This is a genomic window from Natronococcus sp. A-GB1 (assembly GCF_029688845.1).
Classification (GTDB): domain Archaea; phylum Halobacteriota; class Halobacteria; order Halobacteriales; family Natrialbaceae; genus Natronococcus.
In genome coordinates, this window is the sequence record NZ_JARUKW010000027.1 from 1 (window position 1) to 18,455 (window position 18,455).

Annotated in this window: 16 protein-coding genes; 14 read left to right on the forward strand and 2 right to left on the reverse strand. The window is 66.8% G+C overall.

Annotation, left to right across the window (positions count from 1 at the left end):
- Positions 1–372 precede the first annotated feature (372 nt).
- The 8 genes from QA600_RS20985 to QA600_RS21020 all read left to right on the forward strand — a co-directional run bounded on the left by QA600_RS20985 (position 373) and on the right by QA600_RS21020 (position 7,889).
- Entirely contained in the window at positions 373–633 is a 261-nt protein-coding gene (locus tag QA600_RS20985) for a hypothetical protein (RefSeq protein ID WP_278293881.1), read from the forward strand.
- A gap of 508 nt (positions 634–1,141) precedes the next feature.
- The gene (locus QA600_RS20990) at positions 1,142–1,474 is read left to right on the forward strand and encodes a hypothetical protein (protein WP_278293882.1); all 333 of its coding nucleotides are present in this window, start codon (positions 1,142–1,144) and stop codon (positions 1,472–1,474) included.
- Entirely contained in the window at positions 1,464–2,450 is a 987-nt protein-coding gene (locus QA600_RS20995; RefSeq protein WP_278293883.1) for a Gfo/Idh/MocA family oxidoreductase, read from the forward strand. Before QA600_RS20990 ends, QA600_RS20995 begins: the two co-directional genes overlap by 11 nt.
- Positions 2,451–2,501: 51 nt before the next feature.
- The gene (locus QA600_RS21000) at positions 2,502–3,521 is read left to right on the forward strand and encodes a glycosyltransferase family 2 protein (RefSeq protein WP_278293884.1); all 1,020 of its coding nucleotides are present in this window, start codon (positions 2,502–2,504) and stop codon (positions 3,519–3,521) included.
- Positions 3,518–4,597, forward strand: coding sequence for a DUF354 domain-containing protein (locus QA600_RS21005; protein ID WP_278293885.1), 1,080 nt, complete (start codon positions 3,518–3,520; stop codon positions 4,595–4,597). Before QA600_RS21000 ends, QA600_RS21005 begins: the two co-directional genes overlap by 4 nt.
- 31 nt (positions 4,598–4,628) lie before the next feature.
- Entirely contained in the window at positions 4,629–5,522 is an 894-nt protein-coding gene (locus QA600_RS21010) for a polysaccharide deacetylase family protein (protein ID WP_278293886.1), read from the forward strand.
- A 216-nt stretch (positions 5,523–5,738) separates the two neighbouring features.
- Positions 5,739–7,241, forward strand: a complete 1,503-nt coding sequence (gene treF, locus QA600_RS21015) for an alpha,alpha-trehalase TreF (protein WP_278293887.1) — start codon at positions 5,739–5,741, stop codon at positions 7,239–7,241.
- A gap of 108 nt (positions 7,242–7,349) precedes the next feature.
- Positions 7,350–7,889, forward strand: a complete 540-nt coding sequence (locus QA600_RS21020; RefSeq protein WP_278293888.1) for a TSUP family transporter — start codon at positions 7,350–7,352, stop codon at positions 7,887–7,889.
- Here the strand turns inward: QA600_RS21020 and QA600_RS21025 are convergent.
- Positions 7,886–8,809: a hypothetical protein gene (locus tag QA600_RS21025; protein ID WP_278293889.1), complete on the reverse strand. Its 924-nt coding sequence runs from the start codon at positions 8,807–8,809 to the stop codon at positions 7,886–7,888. The two genes, QA600_RS21020 and QA600_RS21025, sit on opposite strands and share 4 nt — an antisense overlap.
- 311 nt (positions 8,810–9,120) lie before the next feature.
- Here QA600_RS21025 and QA600_RS21030 point away from each other — a divergent pair, with 311 nt between their 5' ends.
- Positions 9,121–10,341, forward strand: coding sequence for an ATP-dependent carboxylate-amine ligase (locus QA600_RS21030; RefSeq protein ID WP_278293890.1), 1,221 nt, complete (start codon positions 9,121–9,123; stop codon positions 10,339–10,341).
- Here QA600_RS21030 and QA600_RS21035 read toward each other — a convergent pair.
- Entirely contained in the window at positions 10,328–11,656 is a 1,329-nt protein-coding gene (locus QA600_RS21035; protein ID WP_278293891.1) for a twin-arginine translocation signal domain-containing protein, read from the reverse strand. The genes QA600_RS21030 and QA600_RS21035 overlap by 14 nt on opposite strands.
- Positions 11,657–12,016: 360 nt before the next feature.
- Here QA600_RS21035 and QA600_RS21040 point away from each other — a divergent pair, with 360 nt between their 5' ends.
- From QA600_RS21040 to QA600_RS21060, 5 genes are all read left to right on the forward strand, one after another.
- Complete coding sequence (locus tag QA600_RS21040) at positions 12,017–13,912, forward strand: hypothetical protein (protein ID WP_278293892.1); 1,896 nt, start codon at positions 12,017–12,019, stop codon at positions 13,910–13,912.
- A gap of 543 nt (positions 13,913–14,455) precedes the next feature.
- Entirely contained in the window at positions 14,456–14,734 is a 279-nt protein-coding gene (locus QA600_RS21045; protein WP_278293893.1) for a hypothetical protein, read from the forward strand.
- On the forward strand, positions 14,731–15,555 hold the full coding sequence (locus QA600_RS21050) for a DUF4350 domain-containing protein (protein WP_278293894.1): 825 nt from the start codon (positions 14,731–14,733) through the stop codon (positions 15,553–15,555). The genes QA600_RS21045 and QA600_RS21050 overlap by 4 nt, the downstream gene beginning before the upstream one ends.
- 179 nt (positions 15,556–15,734) lie before the next feature.
- Positions 15,735–16,766 carry a GNAT family N-acetyltransferase gene (locus QA600_RS21055; RefSeq protein WP_278293895.1) on the forward strand — a complete coding sequence of 344 codons (1,032 nt, stop codon included), beginning with the start codon at positions 15,735–15,737 and terminating at the stop codon, positions 16,764–16,766.
- 114 nt (positions 16,767–16,880) lie between these two features.
- Complete coding sequence (locus QA600_RS21060) at positions 16,881–18,407, forward strand: polysaccharide biosynthesis C-terminal domain-containing protein (protein WP_278293896.1); 1,527 nt, start codon at positions 16,881–16,883, stop codon at positions 18,405–18,407.
- The last annotated feature ends 48 nt before the right edge of the window (positions 18,408–18,455 follow it).

Below are 18,455 nucleotides of genomic sequence, written 5' to 3' on the forward strand. Positions count from 1 at the left end.
TTCTAGGAAAGATCTCTAGAGTTTCATCGGACCGACTAGTATACTGTACGGCGGACGAAACGGAAACAGGCTAGTGCACGGAGTGGACGAACAGTGTACCGACGCCAAAGAAGCCCGTCCCAGAGGACGATTCGGCCACTGAGCCAACTTTCTGTTCTCGACTGCTGACGGAAGTGAGCGAGTCCGTCGGAGATCGGAGGCGTATTTCATCGGGAAAGGCGAATAAAATATCATTTTTGAATACAGTTTGGATTTCAACCACGAACACGCGTCACGGCGTATCATGATTGATGCTATTGCAACGCATAGTACAAATATGATATCTGTATGCTCAAACGACAAATTGTGCTGCAACCGTTCCGGTAATAGAGTGTGACCGACGCGGTTTCGACGACGGTTCCGAGTACCGACAGCTCGCCGCGATCCGTCTGCGACGAGCGGGAGTACCACGTGCCCGGCGGCGCCGAATCATCGCCCGTCCTCGAGCCCGAGACCTCGATCACCGATAGGATGGCCGTCCCGATCGAGAGCGACGAACCGGTGATCGCTCGCACTCGAGTGGTGACTGCCGATAGCCGTACACCACTATCGTCCCGCCGGGAGCTACGGCAGCCGAACCGGCGGACCCCGTGAGCACCAGACCGCTGAACGCTGCGCCCTCTCTACTTTCGACCGTGCGTGTGCGTCGTCTGTGATCGTCCGCAGCAACGGTTTCGACCGACTGACACTCACTATCCGCCGAACGGCGTGATCGAGGAACGACTGCACCGGCCGGCCGAGTCGGTCGAGTCGTCGGGGCCGTTGCGGTTCCGCTGTGGTCTCGAGACGTCGAGTTCTGACCTCTCCAGCGGGAGTAATACCAAGATTCGAAATCTGACCGTCGATGATCGATCTGCCGACAGGATCGGCTGCGGCCGCCTCTTCGATACCGATCGTCGGTTTTCGGGCCGAGACCGAGATCCCGCGTCGGCGGAACGACGTGCGACCGTCTTCGACCGGTCGCCGACTACGGGCTCCTCGCTCGGTGAGCAACACCACGTCGGTGACCGGAACACAGTGACTCGTTGTGCCTGAATCGAGCGTGTTAACGCCCGGAACGATCGTTTCGGCTTTTGAAACCCTCTGCCCATGGTGAGAGAACATGAGCGAGGGACCACGGAGCAAGCGAGCGTCGCCCACCGGGACGATCGGCTACGTGTACCGAATCGGCTCCCGGCAGTCGAGGATCGAGGTCGATCCGGTCATCGGACCAGGAACGGACGTCCGTGACGGTGTCGCTGACGGCGATCGGTGCCGGACCGGGCGTTTCGCGTCGACCCGTGAACGAACGCTCCGGCGGGGGCCGACCGGATGCAGTTCGGACGTCCATCGACGTATCCACGACGGGTCGGCGGTTTCACTGTCCGCCTATCAAATGTGTTCGGAGGCCGACTTCGACCACGTGACGGAGGTGATCGCGTCCGATGACGCCTGAACGCCCGCTCGCCGTCGGCGTGATCGGCGTCGGGACGATGGGTCAACACCATGCCCGGGTGTACGACGACCTCGAGGAGGCGACCCTCGTCGGCGTCTTCGACGTCGACGCCGAGCGAGCGAAGGCCATCGCCGAGCGCCACGGAACAGCTGCGATGGGTCTCGAGGCCTTACTCGAGCGGGTCGACGCCGTCTCGGTTGCGGTTCCGACGGCCCATCACCACTCGGTCGCGACGACCTGTCTCGACGCCGGCGTCCCGGTACTCGTCGAGAAACCGGTCGTCGCCGACCCCGAAACCGGCCGGGACCTCCTCGCGAGAGCCGACGCGGCGGGCGTCCCGGTTCAGGTTGGTCACGTCGAGCGGTTCAACCCGGCCGTCGAAACGCTCGCCGAGATCGTCGAGGAGCTGTCGATTGTCGCCCTCACTGCCAGTCGGCTCGGCCCACCGCCTGCCCGACGAATCGAGGACAGCGCCGTTCTCGACCTGATGATCCACGACATCGACGTCGTCCTCGCCTTGCTCGGCGAGGAGCCCGTCGACGTCGCCGGCTGTGGCGTCGCCGGAAACCGCCACGCGGGCGCCCTTCTCGAGTTTCCCGAGGCGATGGCGTCGCTGACCGCGAGCCGGCTGACCCAGCGAAAGGTTCGCACCCTCGAGATCACCGCCGAGGAGTGTCTCGTCGTGGTCGACTACCTCGAGCAGTCAGTCGAGATCCATCGGCGGTCGGTCCCCGAGTACGTCGAACGCGCGGAGGGGGTCCGGTTCAGACACGAGAGCCTGATCGAACGGGTACGGGTTCCGAACGACGAACCCCTGCGAAACGAACTCGCATCGTTTCTCGAGACCGTCCGGACGGGGTCGACCCCCGAGGTGACGATCGACGACGGGCTCGCCGCCCTCGAGATCGCACGGCGTATCGAGGCACGGAAGCCTTCCGAACGACCGCGAGCCGATCTGGGGGTGCTCCATGACTGACTTGCGGACGCGCGATCGGTCGCGGCGACCGAACCGGCGAGGGTCGAACTGATGTACGGCGGACGAACGATCGGTGTCGTCGTCCCGGCGTACAACGAGGCGGGGTTCGTCGGCGAGGTTCTCGAGACGATCCCCGACTACGTCGATCGCGTCTACGCGGTCGACGATCGCTCGAGGGATCGTACCTGGCTCGAGATCACCGATCGCGCGACCCGACTCAACCGCGACGCGGCGGCCGACCGCGGCCGGGGCGCGCTCGTCGCCAACGACGCGGCGTTCGAGCGGCGTATCGTTCCGATCCGTCACGGGCGAAACCGCGGCGTCGGCGCCGCGATCACGACGGGGTACCGCCGGGCGGTCGCCGACGGCATCGACGTGACTGCGGTGATGGCCGGGGACGGTCAGATGGATCCCGCGTACCTGCCCGCGCTGCTGGACCCGATCGTCGACGGCGAGGCCGACTACGCGAAGGGGAACCGACTGACCGACGGTGCCTACAGGGCAGAGATGCCCCGGTTCCGGCTGGTCGGGAACGCGATCCTGACCCTCCTAACTCGAATCGCCTCGGGGTACTGGCGGATCGGCGACCCACAGAACGGGTACGCTGCGATCTCCCGGCGCGCGCTCGACGCGCTCGACCTCGACGCGGTCTACGATCGGTACGGCTACCCCAACGACCTGCTCGCCCGGTGTAACGCCGCGGGGCTGCGCGTCGCCGACGTCCCGATCCCCGCACGGTACGGCGACGAGGAGTCGTCGATCGCGTACGCCACGTACGTGCCGACGGTGTCGGCGCTGCTCGTTCGCACATTCGTCCGGCGACTCGCGAGGCGGTACCCGCTCCGGGAGCGCCACCCCGTCTCGCTGTCGTACGCGCTCGGCGCGTTCGCCCTCGGCGGGAGCGCCCTCGAGGGGGTACGGTGGGTTCTCGGTCGCCGGTCGCGCGCTGGCGGTCGGGGTTCGGTCGCCCTCGGACGCGCTGCGTTCCTGGCAATCGCGGGGACGGCGCTACTGGCGCTCGCGGCTCGCCTCGAGAAGCGCCTGAACGCGTACCTGGAGGTGCGCAAATGAGCGAGCGCGTCATCGTCACGATCCAACACCCCGCCCACGTTCACTTCTTCAGACACGCGATCGTGGAGCTACGCGAGCGAGGGTACGACGTTCGGGTCCTCGTCCGGGAGCGCAAGCCGGCTCGCGAGCTGCTCGAGCGCTACGGCATCGACCATCGACGGATCGCCGGCCCCGCGGGGTCCCCGCTGAAACTGCTCTCGGTCCAGCCCCGATACGAGTACGAGATCCTTCGCCGCGTTCGCCGTCTCGAGCCCGCCGCGATCGTGGGGATCGGCGAGCCAGCGGTCGCCCACGCGGGCACCTTCGCCGACTGCAAGGGGATCCTGTTTACCGACACCGAGCACGCGGCGCTGCAAAATGCTATCTCGCTTCCACTTGCTGATCGACTCTACACGCCGACGGCGTTCTGGGACGAGTACGGCGCCCACCACCGCCGATACCCCGGCTACCACGAGCTGGCGTACCTTCACCCAGATCGGTTCGCTCCCGACCCTGCGGGGCTGGCCGGGGTCGGCGACGGAGGGCCGCTCGTCGTGGTCCGGCTCGTCTCCTGGACGGCCGCCCACGACGTCGGTCGGAGCGGGCTGGCCGACCTCGAGCGAGTGATCGCCGGCCTCGAGCGCTTCGGTGCGACGGTTCGCGTCACCGCCGAGGGACGGCTACCGCCAACGCTCGAGACCCGTCGGCTCGCAATCGCTCCCGATCGGATTCACGACCTGCTCGCTCGAGCCGATCTGTTCCTCGGCGAGGGCGCGACGATGGCGATCGAGAGCGCGCTGCTCGGGACGCCCGCGCTTTACGTTTCGGGGCTTCGAGCAGGCGTCCTTGAGGAACTCGAGGGGCGGTACCGGCTGCTGCGGTGGCTCTCTGCGGACGTTCGTCCGGTCGAGGTTCTCGCGCACGCGCAGGAGCTGCTTCGGATCCGCGAGTCGACCTGGACGCGTCGACGACGACGAGTCCTTGAGGAGACGGTCGACACGACCGACGTTATCGTGGGCGCCGTCGAGGACGCCGTCCGGGACCGGCGCTCGAGGGAGCCGGCAGCACCAGTCGTTCCGGAAGTGGTCCGACGATGACTGAAACGGTTGTCCCGGAGGTGGTCCAGCGGTGACCGACACGGCCGTTCCGGGAGAGTTCGCGCTCTGTCTCACTCACGACGTCGATCGGGTGTACAAGACCTACCAGGCGCCGTACTACGCCGTCCTGGAGCGCGACCCCTCGCACCTGCGCTCTCTCGTTACTGGCGAGCGACCGTACTGGCAGTTCGAGGAGTTGATGGCCCTCGAGGACGAACTCGACGTCCGCTCGTCGTGGTACGTCCTCGACGAGCAGTCGCTGCTGCGCGATCGGCCGCTCCGGGAGTGGCTCCAGCCGGAGAGCTGGACGCTCTATGCGGGGCGGTACGACCCCACGAATCCGGAGCTCGTTGAAGTCTTCCGAACCCTCGAGCGCGGCGGCTGGGAGGTCGGGCTGCACGGCTCCTACGAGTCAGCGAACGACCGGGAGCGGCTGCGAGCCGAGAAGCGGACAGTCGAGGGGATCCTCGAGGGGAACGTGGTCGGCGGCCGCCAGCACTACCTGAATCTCGTCGGACGCCGCACCTGGCAACACCACCGCGCGATCGGGCTCCGATACGACGCCAGCTACGGCTCGAGTACTCGCTACGGGTTCGACGGGCGCTACGACGTGCTCCGGCCGTTCGACGACTCGTTCGTCGTCTTCCCGCTGACGCTGATGGAGCGGGCGCTGCTCCCCTCGGCGCCCTCCCTCGAGTGGGCCTGGCGGGAGTGTCGACGGCTACTGGAGGAGGCCCACGACCACGGTGCTGTGATGACCGTACTCTGGCATCCCCGGTACATGAACGAGGACGAGTTTCCGGGCTACCGCACGCTCTACGAGCGGCTGATCCGCGAGGCGAAGGCGATGGGGGCCTGGATCGGCCCCTGCCGGGAGTGTTACGAACTGCTCGAGGCCCGACGGGAGGCGTCATCACAGCAGTAACCGGCCCAGTCACCGCAGTAATCGGCCCTGTCACCGAACGTCGAGCGAAACGCCGGTGTCGTCGCCGATCGTTCCGGGATTTCGGCAGGGACGACGCGAGGAAAGCGTCCCTCGAGGTAGTGACGTCGCTCGCTCGAACGGCACCGCACTGACGGGCAGATATATATCCGAGCGGAACACGACAGATTGAAACGAGTTACTACAATAGTAGCAAACATGTCATCGTTCGCGTCATATCCCCAGCTCGCCGGCGAGCTCTTCGAGCGGGTGCAGCTCTCGGAGACGTTCGACGACTCGAAGGCGTTCGTCGATACGATTCCCGAGGGCGAAGTCGAGGCGATCAGGGACCGCTTCGAGCGCGAACGAACCGAACCGGAGTTCGACCTCGAGGCGTTCGTCGCCGACAGCTTCAGGCACCCGGAGGATCCCGTCACCGCCGCCGACCCCTCGACGGTCTCGATGGAGCGCTACATCGACGAGCTGTGGACACACCTCATCAGACGCCCGAGCGAGGAACCCGAGTGGAGCACGCTGCTCTCGGTGCCAGGCCGGTACGTGATCCCCGGTGGGCGGTTCCGGGAGAGCTACTACTGGGATACGTACTTCGCCGCGACCGGACTCGCCGTGACGGGCCGGATCGACCTCATCGACGAACTCGCCGAGAACAACGCGGCGCTCATCGAGGAGTACGGCTGCGTTCCCAACGGGAATCGCCTCTACTACTCGAGCCGATCGAACCCGCCGATGTTCTGTCACCTGCTCGATATCCTCAAGAGCGAGCGCGGGCTCGAGTCGATCGAGCCCTACCTTCCGGCGCTGCGACGCGAACACGAGTTCTGGATGGACGGCACGGAGACCGCGACGGCAGACGACCGGGGGACCCGCCGCGTCGTTCGGACCGACGAGGGGGTGCTCAACCGGTACTGGGACGACCGCGCCGCTCCGCGCGAGGAGTCCTACCGGGAGGACGTCGCCCTCGCAGAGGAGGCCGATCGGGAGGGCAGACGGCTCTACCGGGATGTCCGGGCCGCCTGCGAGTCGGGCTGGGACTTCAGCAGCCGCTGGCTCGCAGATGACGACCTGACGTCGATCCGGACGACGGAGCTGCTCCCGGTCGATCTGAACGCGCTGTGTTACGCGATGGAGGACAAGCTCGCGCGGTGGGAGCGAGGTGCCGGCAACCCCGATCGAGCCGACCGCTACGCTCGAGCCGCATACGAGCGACGCCGGGCGATCGACACCTACTGCTGGGACGACGAGGCGGGCTTTTATTTCGACTACTGCTGGACCGGGGAGCGACGAACCGACAGCTGGTCGCTGGCGGCCGTCGTCCCGCTGTTTTGCGGGCTGGCGACGGATCAGCAGGCGGCCGCGGTCGCGGCCCACCTCGAGGAGCACTTTCTCCACTCGGGCGGGCTGGTGACGACGCTGGCCGAGTCAGGCGAGCAGTGGGACTACCCGAACGGGTGGGCGCCGCTGCACTGGATGGCTGTCGTGGGCCTTCGCCAGTACGGCTACGACGAGCTGGCGGAGACGATCGCCGGCCGGTGGCTGGACCTCAACCGCGACGTCTTCGATCGCAGCGGACTGATGCTCGAGAAGTACGACGTCACCGACAGCACCAGTTCCGGCGCCGGCGGAGGCGGGGAGTACCCGCTGCAGTTCGGCTTCGGCTGGACGAACGGCGTCGCGCTCGCGCTGCCGGCGCTGTTCTACTAGGCTGGCCGTTCCGTTGCCACCGGAGCTGCCCGTACATACCCTCGGCCGACTGTTGTCAAGCAAGGCGAACCCCTTCCCCGATCTACCGAGTACGGCCGACCGAGACACGTGGTCGTCGCTACCGAAGTGCTGGTCGCGCTGGTCGCCCTGGCCTTCCTCGGCGGAATCGTCGTCGCCACGATCGGCCCTGGCGGGATCCTCATCGTCACCGGGCTCTACCTCACGACGTCGCTCTCGAGCGCCGAGGTCGCGGGAACCTCGAGCGCCGTCTTCACGATCGGCGCGGTGCTCGGCAGCCTCGTCTACGCGCGCTCCGGCGAGATCGACTGGTGGATTGCGGTCGTCGTCAGCGCGGCCGCCGCGGCGGGCACCTGGGTGGGCGTACAGGCCAACGCCTCCCTCTCGCGGGCGCTGTACGGCCTCCTCCTCGCAGGGCTGCTCGCCGTCGTCGGCGCCACGATCGTCTACCGGGAGTACCACGACCTCGAGCCCCGCGTCGAACTCGAGCGGGGCGGCTGGGACACCATCGGCTTCGTCGCCGTCGGGCTCGTGATCGGCTGGTGGGTCGCCCACCGGACCGAGCCGGGCCGGCTCAAGTTCGCGCTCGGCGTGGCGCTGCTCGGGCTGGCGGGCTCGCTGGTCGTCTAGAGGTCGAGCTCCCGCCGAGCTTCCTCACGGCCCATTCCGAGGCCGAGCTGGTGTTCGCCGTAGTAGAGCGCCCCGCCGCCGCTGCCGACGATGTAGCCGAGCGGACCGACAGCCTCGATGCGGTTGTCGTCGCTCGCCGTAAAGCGCATCGAGGTGTCCTCGAAGGCGAGCTCACCGTTGACCCAGTACCGCATCGTCCCGTCGGCCTCGGCGGTCCCGCCGTCGTAGGAGTTGGTCTCGATGTAACACTCGATCTCGTTCCACTCGTCTATCTCCACGACGGCGTCGGTCATCTGGAAGTCGCCCGTGCCGTCCATGTGATAGGCGTACGAGAAGAACTTGTACCCCTCCGGCGCGGGCGAGTCGTTCCGGTTGGCGAACCCGATCGCGTTCGACCAGCCGTTCTGCCCGTCGGCCGCGCCACCCCCCGAGGAGCCGTCGCCGTTGGTCAGCGGCGCCCAGAACATCCGGACCGTATCGTCGGCGCCCAGGTCGAACCCCTCGGGATAGACCGTAAAGCGCGTGTAGAGCACCTCCTGCTGCTCGCCGACGTGGTCGGGGAGGCGGTACTCGCAGTTCGCGATCTTCGAGTCGCCGGTGAACTCCGTGCGCAGCGAGTGGTCGTTTCGCGTTCCCCGATCCGCGACGAACTCCGGTTCGTGCGACCCCCGGACGTCGTTGACGTCGTACACGTCCTCCGGACTCGCGTACTCGTCGTAGTCGACGTCGATCACCGCGGAGTCGGTCTCGGCTGCCGCGGTCCTGCTCGCGCCCGCGCCGGTACCGACGCCGAGCGCGGCCAGCGTCCCGCCCGCGAGGCCGAGGTACGATCGCCGGCCGAGAACATCCCCGTTACTCCCGCGAAATCCGTTGTTACGCGTCTCGTCGGTTCGGTCTTGAGCCGGATGCTGTCGTTCCATGCGGTCGGGAAACGGGGAACAACGGTTATCAATTTTCCCTTTCTGGAGACTGTAATAAAATCCGAAACTGATTCTGACTGGCCGGATCCTGTGTTACGTTTGACCGGATCCGACGGCGTATATACTCCGGTCCCAATCGTCTGTTACACTGAGCAACACGTGGTTCACCGCGATCAATCGCAAGTTAGACGTGGCGAGACACGTATCCGCGGCCGCTCGTCGAACCGGCGACGGCGAGAAAGACGCAATTACCCGCCGATCGCAGCCGTGACGATCGGGGTCACTTTGCCTGTGGCCGTCGCTCTCGGTCTATGCCACCGGGGCCGCGAGTGCTGGTCCTCGACGGAGACTATCCGACCTCGCTGACGATCGCCGGCGAACTCTCGAGGGACCTCGAGGCGACGATCGTCGGCGCCGGGAGCTCGCGGCACACCCGTCTCTGCCGCTCGCGGTACTGTGACGTCGCAGTGAAGATCCCCTCACCGGACGATCCGGACTACCTCGAGGCGCTGTGGGCCGTCCTCGAGGCGACCCGCCCACAACTCGTACTTCCAGTCGGATACGAGTCGGCCGCAGCGCTTGAGTCCGCCCGCGACGAACTCCCTGCCCCGACAGCGGTGTGTCTCCCCGATCCCGACGCCTTCGAGACCGCCGCCGACAAGACGGCGACGATGGCGCTGGCCAAACGGGTCGGGATCGGCGTTCCGGCCGACTACTCGAGTCTCGTCGAGACGCTCGACGCCGAGGGACGGGAGCGGGGCGCGCTCGAGACCCTCGAGTTCCCGCTGTTTTGCAAAGCGCGTCGGGAGGCCGGTGGCGGCCACGAGACGACCGCCCGCGTCGTCGATCCCGCGCGGTTCTGGAATGTTTACGATCGACTCCAGAACGTATCCCCGACTGGCGAGGTCCTCGTCCAAGAGTCGATCGACGGCTCGAGTGTGACCTACGGCTGCGGACTGTTCTGTCGAAACGGAGAGATCGAACTGCGGATGGCTCACGAGGAGCTGCGCTCGGTCCCCCGCCGCGGTGGGAGCGGCACGCACCTCCGGCTGCGTCAGGACCCCGATCTCGAGACCGCGGCGAGCGACCTGCTCCGAGCGCTCGAGTGGGACGGCGTCGCCCTCGTCGAGTGCAAGCGCCGCGCGGACGGCGAACTCGTCCTCATGGAGATCAACCCGAAGTTCTGGGCGTCCTACGCGCTGGCCAGCGGCCACGGCTACCGGTTCGCCTCGCGGCTGGTCGCGACGACGCTGGGGCTCGAGGACCGACTGCCCGATCGTCCGCCCGAGGCGACCGGAGAGATGACGTTCCCGCTGCGGGAGCTGTACTACTACGCGCGAAACCGGGAGGAGGAGCGACTGCTCGAGTGCGTGCGCGCGGTCGCGAGGCCGGGAGTTCGCTGGAACGTCGATCGCTCGGACCTCCGGGCGTGGCTGACGCCACCGAGCGCAATCCTCGAGCGACTCCCGGCCGGGTACACCGACGCAAATCTATCCGGCGACCGCGAGGCGGTCGCGTTTACGCGTCGCTAGGCTCGTCGGAGTAGTCGTCGGGATCGACCTCGTCGCCGCCGACCCACACCTCGTCGGGCGGGGGATCGGCCTCGAGGGCGACGACCTCGCCGTCGAAGAGGTAGCCGTCGACGGTCTCGGGTTCGGCCGTCGCCTCGGCCGTCGCGTACCCGCTCTCGGACTCCTCGGCGGGCGTGATCTCGACGGTCGCGTTGTAGGTCGCCTGGTGGCCGTCCGCATTGCTCCAGTCGGTGTGGACGACGTGGCCGTCGACGTGGAGGCGATACGCCGCCCGCTCGTCGCCGTTGGCGTAGGTCACTCGACCGTCGTAGGCGTCCATGTTCGCGGGATCCTCGAAGTACGGATGCTGATCGTACGGCGGGATCTCCGGGATTCCTTCGGCGAGCAGTTCGTGACCGTCGTAGTGGACCGAGAGATCCGTCGGCGCCGTCTCGCCGCCCCCGTAGCGTACTAACGGCCCAGCGTACTCGACGGCCTGCTCCTCGATCGTCGTCCAGCGGAAATCGGTCCGTTCGTAGGCGAGGGCGCCGTCGATCCAGCAGCGGACCTCGCCGTCGTGAACCGCCTCGCCGTCCTCGATCGAGTTCATCGCGACCTCGGTCTCGAGCGCAAACCACTCGCCGGTCGGCACCTGCGCGTCCGTCAGTTCGAACTCGCCGCTCACCCACAACTGATCCATGTGGTAGGTGTACGCCGCCAGTTTGTACTCGTCGCTCGACCGACTTTCCCGGTTCGTGATCGCCAGCATGCTCGACCAGCCGTCGGTCCCGGATGGGGTGCCACGACTGCCCGATCCCTGCGTTCCTGCCTCCGTATTCAGCCCGAGACACCAGAACCGACAAACGTCGCCCGCCTCCATCGTCCAGTTCTCGCTCAGCCGGACCATCGCTCGCTGGCGGACGTCGAGCGGCTGGCCGTATCCGTTCGCCGGGAACCAGAAGGCAGCGTTGCTACCGTTGTTTTCGCCCCGCGGAATGTCACACTGCAGCGCCGTCTGGCCCTCGAAGACGTGATTGTCGACGAACGAGAACACGGTCGGGTCCCCGGACCAGACCCGGTAGACGTCGGTCGGCTCCTCGAGTTCGTCGTAGTCGATCTGGACGACGTCGGCCCCCGTCTCGTCCTCGTCGACGTGATCGGCGAGCGAGTCCTCGAATCCTGCTGGCTCCTCCTCGGTCTCTTCGACCGCCGCGTCCTCGGGCGGCTCGTCGTCCTCGTCCGGCTCGTCGGAGTCTTCCGTCTCGGCCGGACATCCCGCTACGAGTACCGCTGCGGCAACGGCTCCGCTCGTCTTCAGAACGGTTCGCCGATCCATCACCACCGTATACGCTCGGCACGTCCTATAGCGTTCATACCGTCGTGCCGAGGAAGCGCGATGTTGTCCAGGGACGGTCGCGGTAATCTCGATCTACCTCGGCTTTACGGCCGCCTCGGAAGGTATCGAGGCCGGATTTGGCATAAACCACGGCGATCGATCGTCGCTCGCGGCCGGAGTTCCGAAAACCGATCATACCGGCTGAACGTGCTGTAACGTTTTTCGCGGTGGCTCGCATAGCGGACCCTCGACCATGCAGGACCGCCCGACGACGACACTCAAGTCGGTACCCGCCTGCAATCGTCGAGCCGACCGGCCGAGTCGTGCCGTTCGGGGCGACCAAACAGAGGGGGGGTACCCGTGAGCGTTTCCGGCCTCGAGCCGTCTCGACTGCTCGCGGTCGCGCTCGTCGGAGCGGCCGTGGTGGGTGTCGCCGTGCCGTTGGTCCTCGGCCTTCCCAACCTGTCGATTCTGGGTCTGTACGTCGCTGTCCCGATGATCGCAGCGCCGCTCGTCGCTCGCGGCGTCCGTACCGGCACCGAGACCGGCGGCTGGTCGGCGCCCGTCCGGATCGACTGGCGACTCCCGTCGACGCTCTTTCACCTCGCGGTGGGCGCGCTCGTGGTGGTACTGGTCGCCACCGACGTCCGGCCTTACGCGTTCTACGCGGGCGTCACTGTCCTCTATCTCCTCGCTTTTCTCCTGATCGCGACGACGCCCCAGGGTCGGGCCAGTCGCGCGATCGCGCTCTATCATCTGGCGGCCACCGTCCTGCTCGTGATCTACAGTGTCACGCTGAACTACGGGTTCTTCGTCGGTCACACTGACCTCACGGCGCATATCTCGATGACGACCGCCATCGTCGAAACGGGTCGAACGTCGATGCTCCTGCCGGGCTACGAGGCGTTCCAGCTGTGGCACGTCTACGCCGCGTTTGCCTCGCTGGTCTTCGGCAACTGGATCGCGCCCCACACCGCGATGTACCTCCTCTCGGGCGGCGTCTTCGCCGCGGGCGTCGGACTCACGTTCGGCCTCGCCCGACGGCTCTACCCGGACGAGAAGTACGCCCTCCTCGCCAGTCTGGTGGCGATCTCCTTCCCGCTGTACCTCTTCTACGGGATGTACTCGATCCCTCGCAGCGTCGCGTCGATCTTCTTCCTCGCGCTGTTGCTCGCGCTCGTGAGCCGTCCGACGCCGGGCGTGCGGCTCCTGACCGTCGGCCTCGTCGCGGCTATCGTCGTCATCCATCCCGTGACGATCCCGTTCGTACTCGCGATCCTCGTCCTCGTTGCGCTTGCAGAGCGCGTCCTCACCCGGGCCGAACCGATCGTCGACGCCTACGTATTCGCCGTCTCGTTCCTGTTCATGAGTCTCTATTGGCTGTACGCCGCGGAGTTCCTCGTCGTGCGACTCGTCGGAACGATCTACGCGGTCCTGTTCGAGCCGACGGAGTCGGCAGTCCCGGAAGGCGTGATCGCGAGCCCATGGACGGAGGTCGCGAACTACGTTCCCTACGGGTTCGCCCTCTTCTTCCTGCTTCTGGGCGTTCTGTTCCTGTTACAGCGGCGCCGGACACCCGGGACCGCCGATACGGACGGAGCAGTCGTCGCCGATGGGGGCGAAGATCCCGGTGCCGACACCGGCCGGTTCCACCCCCGTCGCACGGCAACCGTCGGAATCGTGGCAGTGGCACTCGTTCCGCTGGTCTTTCCCGGCCCGTTGCTCCTGTTCGACGCGCTCGCCGGCGTGAACGTCGATCGATTCGGTCACTACGGCTTCATGTTCGTCGCGCTGGCCGGCGGCTACGGCCTGTACGAACTCGTCCGCCGCGGCGGACTGGCGACGCTGCTCGCGCTCCTGTTGATCCTGTCGCTGTTTAGCTTCACCGCGGTCTCGAACGACTTCACCGCCTCCGACAACCCGGTCGTCGAACGGCCGTTCTACACGTTCTACCTCGCCGACGACGAGCGCCAGTCGTTCGCGGCGATCGACGACGGCTACCGTGGCGAGGTCGGCACCGACCGGATCAGCTGTCGGTATATGGGCGAGATACACGGCTCGACCTGTTCGGTGATCGACGTCGGGGCCGGCGACGCCATGTTCGACGACTACGACGCCGTCCTCCTCCGGGAAGGCGAACTCGAGGACCGGCCGCTCCAGTTCTCGGCGTACGTCGACGAGGCGGACCTCCCGCGCGAGGGACTCGAGGACCGCGATCGCGTCTACGACTCGAGTTCGGTGGCGCTGCACGCGTAGCCTCGCGGTCCTCTTCCCCTTCGTTCGGCCGTTTTTAATCGTGAACTCGGCTTCTCGCCGGACGCCTCGAAGAGCGGTTGCCTCGTGGATTCTCGCCAGCGTCGGGATCGGCCTCTTCTCGCTGATCGTCGGCTGCACCGCACTCGGCCGCCCGCGCTGACGCGCTCGTTCGTCTCCAGAACCGGCGCGCCCTCCTTTCGCTCGAGAGATCGGCCTTCGAGGACGCGTTATCCGACGACGAGGGCCCGATACTATCGCTCGGGAGGACGTCCTGTTCGAGACGCCCCTCGAACCCACCGACTACGTCGAGCAAGGATAGGGCAGCGTGGGATCCAACGAACGGGTGGACGATCGCTGTCCGGACCATCTCGAACGAGCTATCGCGACGGCGATCACGGCTCGTGGGGGTTCCGGTCGCACTCGACGACTGCGTGACGAGCGGGTCGGGAACGGTTCGGAACCCCGGTAATTTCGTGTTAGCACGCCCTCGAGTTCGAAACCGACTGCTAGATTTACCCGATTGCCCGTGATCGGTGGTCGTCGATGCCAACGCCGCGGCGCCGTCGGTACCTCCGTCTGCAACTCGCCTGGCTGCTCGGAGCGTTGCTCGTCCTCGTCGCGCTGGGGGTGTTCTCTGCCGGTGCGTACGTGCTGCTCGCCGTCCTCGGATTCGTCGTCGTCGACGAGGTGCTGGCGTCTCCAGACGCCGAGCCGCGCTGGCGGGGACGGACCCGCAAGCTCGCCGCGGTCGGTCTCCTCGGTGCCGCAGTCGTCGTCGCGGTCCGCACGATCCAACTGGTCGCGCCGGGGGTGATCCCGTGAGCGCGGACGGTGATAGCGATCGCGCGCGATTCGGGCTCGTCGTCTTCGGGGTCGTCGTCCTCGTCGCGCTGGCCTGGGCCGGCGCGACCACGAGTGCCGCGTACGATCCGTACAACCCCGGTGATGACGGGACGAGCGAACTCCGCCAGCAGGTCGAGTCCGACCCCGCCGTCGAGTACACGAGCGCGGACGGATACGACGCGCTCGAGCCCGAGGGTACCGTCGCCATCACCGTCCCGTCGGCGGCCGACGAAGCGGACGCTGCGACCGCGGCGGCGTTCGTCCGGGACGGCGGCACGCTCGTCGTGACCGACGAGTCACCCGAGGCGAACGCCTTCCTCGAGGCCGTCGGCGCGGAGGCCCGACTCGACGGCGAGGTACTCCGTGACGAGCGCGACTACTACCGCGGACCGACGATGCCCGTCGCGACGGGCGTCGAAGACCACGCGCTGACCGCGGACGTAGACCGGCTAGGATTCTCCCACGCAACGGCGATCGAACCGTACGGCGCGACGGTGCTCGCGACGACGAGCGATGCTACCTACCTCGTCGACGGCCCCGATGCGACGCCCGGGGAAGACGCCACGCCGTCGGCCTACCCCGTCGCGACGGTCGAGGACGTCGGTGACGGTACCGTCGTCCTCGTGGGCGACTCGGCGTTCGCGACCAACGAACTGCTCGAGAACGAGGACAACGTGCGGTTCCTCGCGAACGGGTACGCCGAGGCCGACCGTGTCGCCGTCGTCTCCTCGGCGGCCGACGAGCCGCCGCTTGCGGCGCTTCACTCGGCGGTGATCGACCGCCTGACTTCCGTGCTGTGAGAGCCGGTGGATCGACGCGTCGTCTCCGCTGAGTTATCGGATCAAGTTACCGTTTCCCCCAGGGTCGGAACACGAGCGCCACGGCTCGAGGTGGGTAACCCGATCGTGTTCGGCGGACGCTCCAAAGCTATTTCTTCGAGCGCGGCGGTGGGAGAACGGTACGCGACGAGGTCTCGTAGATGTCCCTCGAAGTAGAACACATCGACACCATCGACGCGGTGAACCGAAACCAGTGGAACAACGTCGTCGAACAGTCCGGGCTGGGATGCGTCTTCCATCGGTACGAGTGGCTCCGGGCGGTCGAGGAAGGGTTGGGTCGCGAGCCGCGACACGTGCTCGTCTCGAAGAAGGGAAACCCGATCGCTGCCCTTCCGAACTTCGTCACCGCACTCGGACCGGTCGCCCAGCTGAAGTCGATCGAGCCGGGGTACGGTGGGCCGATCGCGATGACCGACGAGGAGCGCTCGCTGGAACTCCTGCTCGACGGCGTCGCGGATCGCTGCGACGGACGCATCCTGTTCAACCAACTGCGGACCTACGATCAGGGGTACGTCCGCTACCACAACGCGCTTCGGGAGCGCGGCTACGACGTCGCCGTCCGTTCGTGTCGGTTCGCGCTCGATCTCACCCGCGGCTGGGACGCGATCCTCGAGGGAATGCACAGCGAGCGCAGACGCGGCATCAGGCGCGGGCGGGAAACCGACTTCGAGGTCGTCGAGGAGCCGGTGACGGCCGCGGTGCTGTCGACGTTTTACGACGACTACGCGAGGGTGATGGACCGCGTCGGGATGGAGGCGTTCCCGTACTCGTTTCTGGCCGAACTCGAGCGACTCGAGGACCGGATCACGATCTTCTCGCTCAGGGTCGACGGCTCGAGGCGGGGAATGTACCTCTACATTTCCGACGACGAGCAGGCGACGTTCCAGCACCTCTACACGGCCGTCACCGAGGATCACTTCGAGTACCACGCGCCGGAACTGCTCCACGAGCACGCGATCATGTGGGCGATCGACCGGGAGTACGAGACCTACGAACTCCGCGGCTCGACGCCCGACTTCCGGAACGGCGTGTTCAGCTTCAAGGAGTACTTCGGCGCCCGGCCGATCCCGCTGTTGCTCTGGGAGCGGGGCCGTCCCGCGCCCGCGCTGCCGGCGCTGAACCTCGGCCGGACGGTCTGGCGACGGTTCCGGGCGTCGCGGGACGACGAGTGAACCGACGCCCGCGAACGGTTTCTCCAGAGCTATCGGAACGCGTGATAGACCCGACAGCGAACCGATCCACACCCGGATTAAGTGAGCCGCGAGCGTCGACTCGACCGAGCCCGCATGGCTGACTCGCTCTCGTCGGCGGTTCGATCCGTCGTCGCCTCGAAGCTCTTTGTCGTCCTCGCCGGCTTTCTCTTCACCCCGGCGCTGGTCCGGCTGCTCGGACCGACCGAGTACGGCCGGTACGCGCTCGTGCTCTCGATCTTCGGGATCGTCAACATCGTCGTCATCGGTGGCACCAGTGACGCGGTTCGGAAGTACATCTCCGAGCGATCGGACCCCGCGTGGCAGGCGGCCGTCTACGGCTACGTGTTTCGGCCGGCGCTCGGCCTCGGGCTGGCCGTCGGCGCCACCTTCTGGCTCGCCGCCTGGTCCGGACTCGCCGCGCGGGCGTTCGGCGACCCGTTCACGTCGCTGTTTTACCTCCTCGGGGTGTACGCCGTCGCCAGCCAGCTCGCATACCACAACCTGCGGACCCTGATGGGCCTCGAGCGCGAGTCGCGCTCGGAGCCGCTGAAGGTGCTCGAGAAGACGCTGTTCGTCACGGTCGCGCTGGGACTTGTCTACGCGGGGTTCGGCGTCGAAGGGGTCCTCCTCGGCCACATCCTCGCCAGTTTGGCAGCGTTCGTGCTCGCGCTGGTCTTCATCGCCCAGTCGCTCCCGCTTCGCTCGCTTTTCTCGCCCCCGAGCGTCGACCTCCCCAAACGCGGGATCGTCGGATATCTCGGAAGCACGATCCTCTTCTTTCTGTTCCTGAACTCGTTGTACCACGTCGACGTGATCTTGCTGCAGTACTGGTGGACCGACGAGACCGTCGGCTACTACAAGGGGGCACTCTCGATTGCCGAGTTCCTCTGGCTCGCACCGACGGCGGTCCAGCTCGTGCTCCTCCAGCGCATCTCGAACCTCTGGGCCAGCGACGACCTCGAGGCCATCCAGCAGCAGGCCCGACGAGCGACACGGTACGTCTTCCTGTTCACGACGTTGCTCGCGGTAGGCGTCGCCGCGCTCGCCGCCGACTTCGTCCCGCTGTATCTCGGAACCGCGTTCGAGCCGTCGGTCACGCCGCTGCTGTTGCTACTTCCGGGCGTGCTCGGATTCGCGGTCGCCCGGCCGACGCTGGCGATCAACCAGGGTCGGCGGTCCCTGCGGCCCCTGCTGGCCGCGACGGGCGCGTGTTCGCTCGTCAATCTCGCGCTGAACCTGGTCCTGATCCCGCCGTACGGGATGGTCGGCGCGGCGGTCGCGACCTCGATCGGATACGGCAGCCTCGTCGCCTTCCAGTCGCTGGCCGCCCGCTACCTGGGCTACCGGCCCCTCGAGGGGCTGCGCTGGCGGCGGATCCTCCTCTCGAGCGTCGCGACCGCCGCCGTGATCGTCCCAGTGGCGGCGGTGCTGCCCGCCTTGCTGGCCCTCGTCGTCGTGCCGCCACTCGGCGCGGCGGTGTACGCGACGTTGGTGATCGTGACCGGCGCACTGACCGGCGAGGAACTCGCCGACCTCATGGACGGGAGCGGCGTCGTGCCGGTCCGACTCGAGCGCCGACTGCTCGTCGTCGTCGATCGACTCCCGAAAGTCAACGAGTAATGGACGGAAGACAGAACGCCCGGCAAAACAACACCCAGCGGCGTTTCG

What these genes read in the sequence shown, in the direction of transcription:
- QA600_RS21060 (WP_278293896.1), top strand. Translation starts at nt 16,881, where the DNA reads ATGGCTGACTCGCTCTCGTCGGCGGTTCGATCCGTCGTCGCCTCGAAG.
- QA600_RS21025 (WP_278293889.1), bottom strand. Translation starts at nt 8,809, where the DNA reads ATGGAACGACAGCATCCGGCTCAAGACCGAACCGACGAGACGCGTAAC.
- treF (WP_278293887.1), top strand. Translation starts at nt 5,739, where the DNA reads ATGTCATCGTTCGCGTCATATCCCCAGCTCGCCGGCGAGCTCTTCGAG.
- QA600_RS21055 (WP_278293895.1), top strand. Translation starts at nt 15,735, where the DNA reads ATGTCCCTCGAAGTAGAACACATCGACACCATCGACGCGGTGAACCGA.
- QA600_RS20990 (WP_278293882.1), top strand. Translation starts at nt 1,142, where the DNA reads ATGAGCGAGGGACCACGGAGCAAGCGAGCGTCGCCCACCGGGACGATC.
- QA600_RS21000 (WP_278293884.1), top strand. Translation starts at nt 2,502, where the DNA reads ATGTACGGCGGACGAACGATCGGTGTCGTCGTCCCGGCGTACAACGAG.
- QA600_RS21035 (WP_278293891.1), bottom strand. Translation starts at nt 11,656, where the DNA reads ATGGATCGGCGAACCGTTCTGAAGACGAGCGGAGCCGTTGCCGCAGCG.
- QA600_RS20995 (WP_278293883.1), top strand. Translation starts at nt 1,464, where the DNA reads ATGACGCCTGAACGCCCGCTCGCCGTCGGCGTGATCGGCGTCGGGACG.
- QA600_RS21005 (WP_278293885.1), top strand. Translation starts at nt 3,518, where the DNA reads ATGAGCGAGCGCGTCATCGTCACGATCCAACACCCCGCCCACGTTCAC.
- QA600_RS21030 (WP_278293890.1), top strand. Translation starts at nt 9,121, where the DNA reads ATGCCACCGGGGCCGCGAGTGCTGGTCCTCGACGGAGACTATCCGACC.
- QA600_RS21045 (WP_278293893.1), top strand. Translation starts at nt 14,456, where the DNA reads ATGCCAACGCCGCGGCGCCGTCGGTACCTCCGTCTGCAACTCGCCTGG.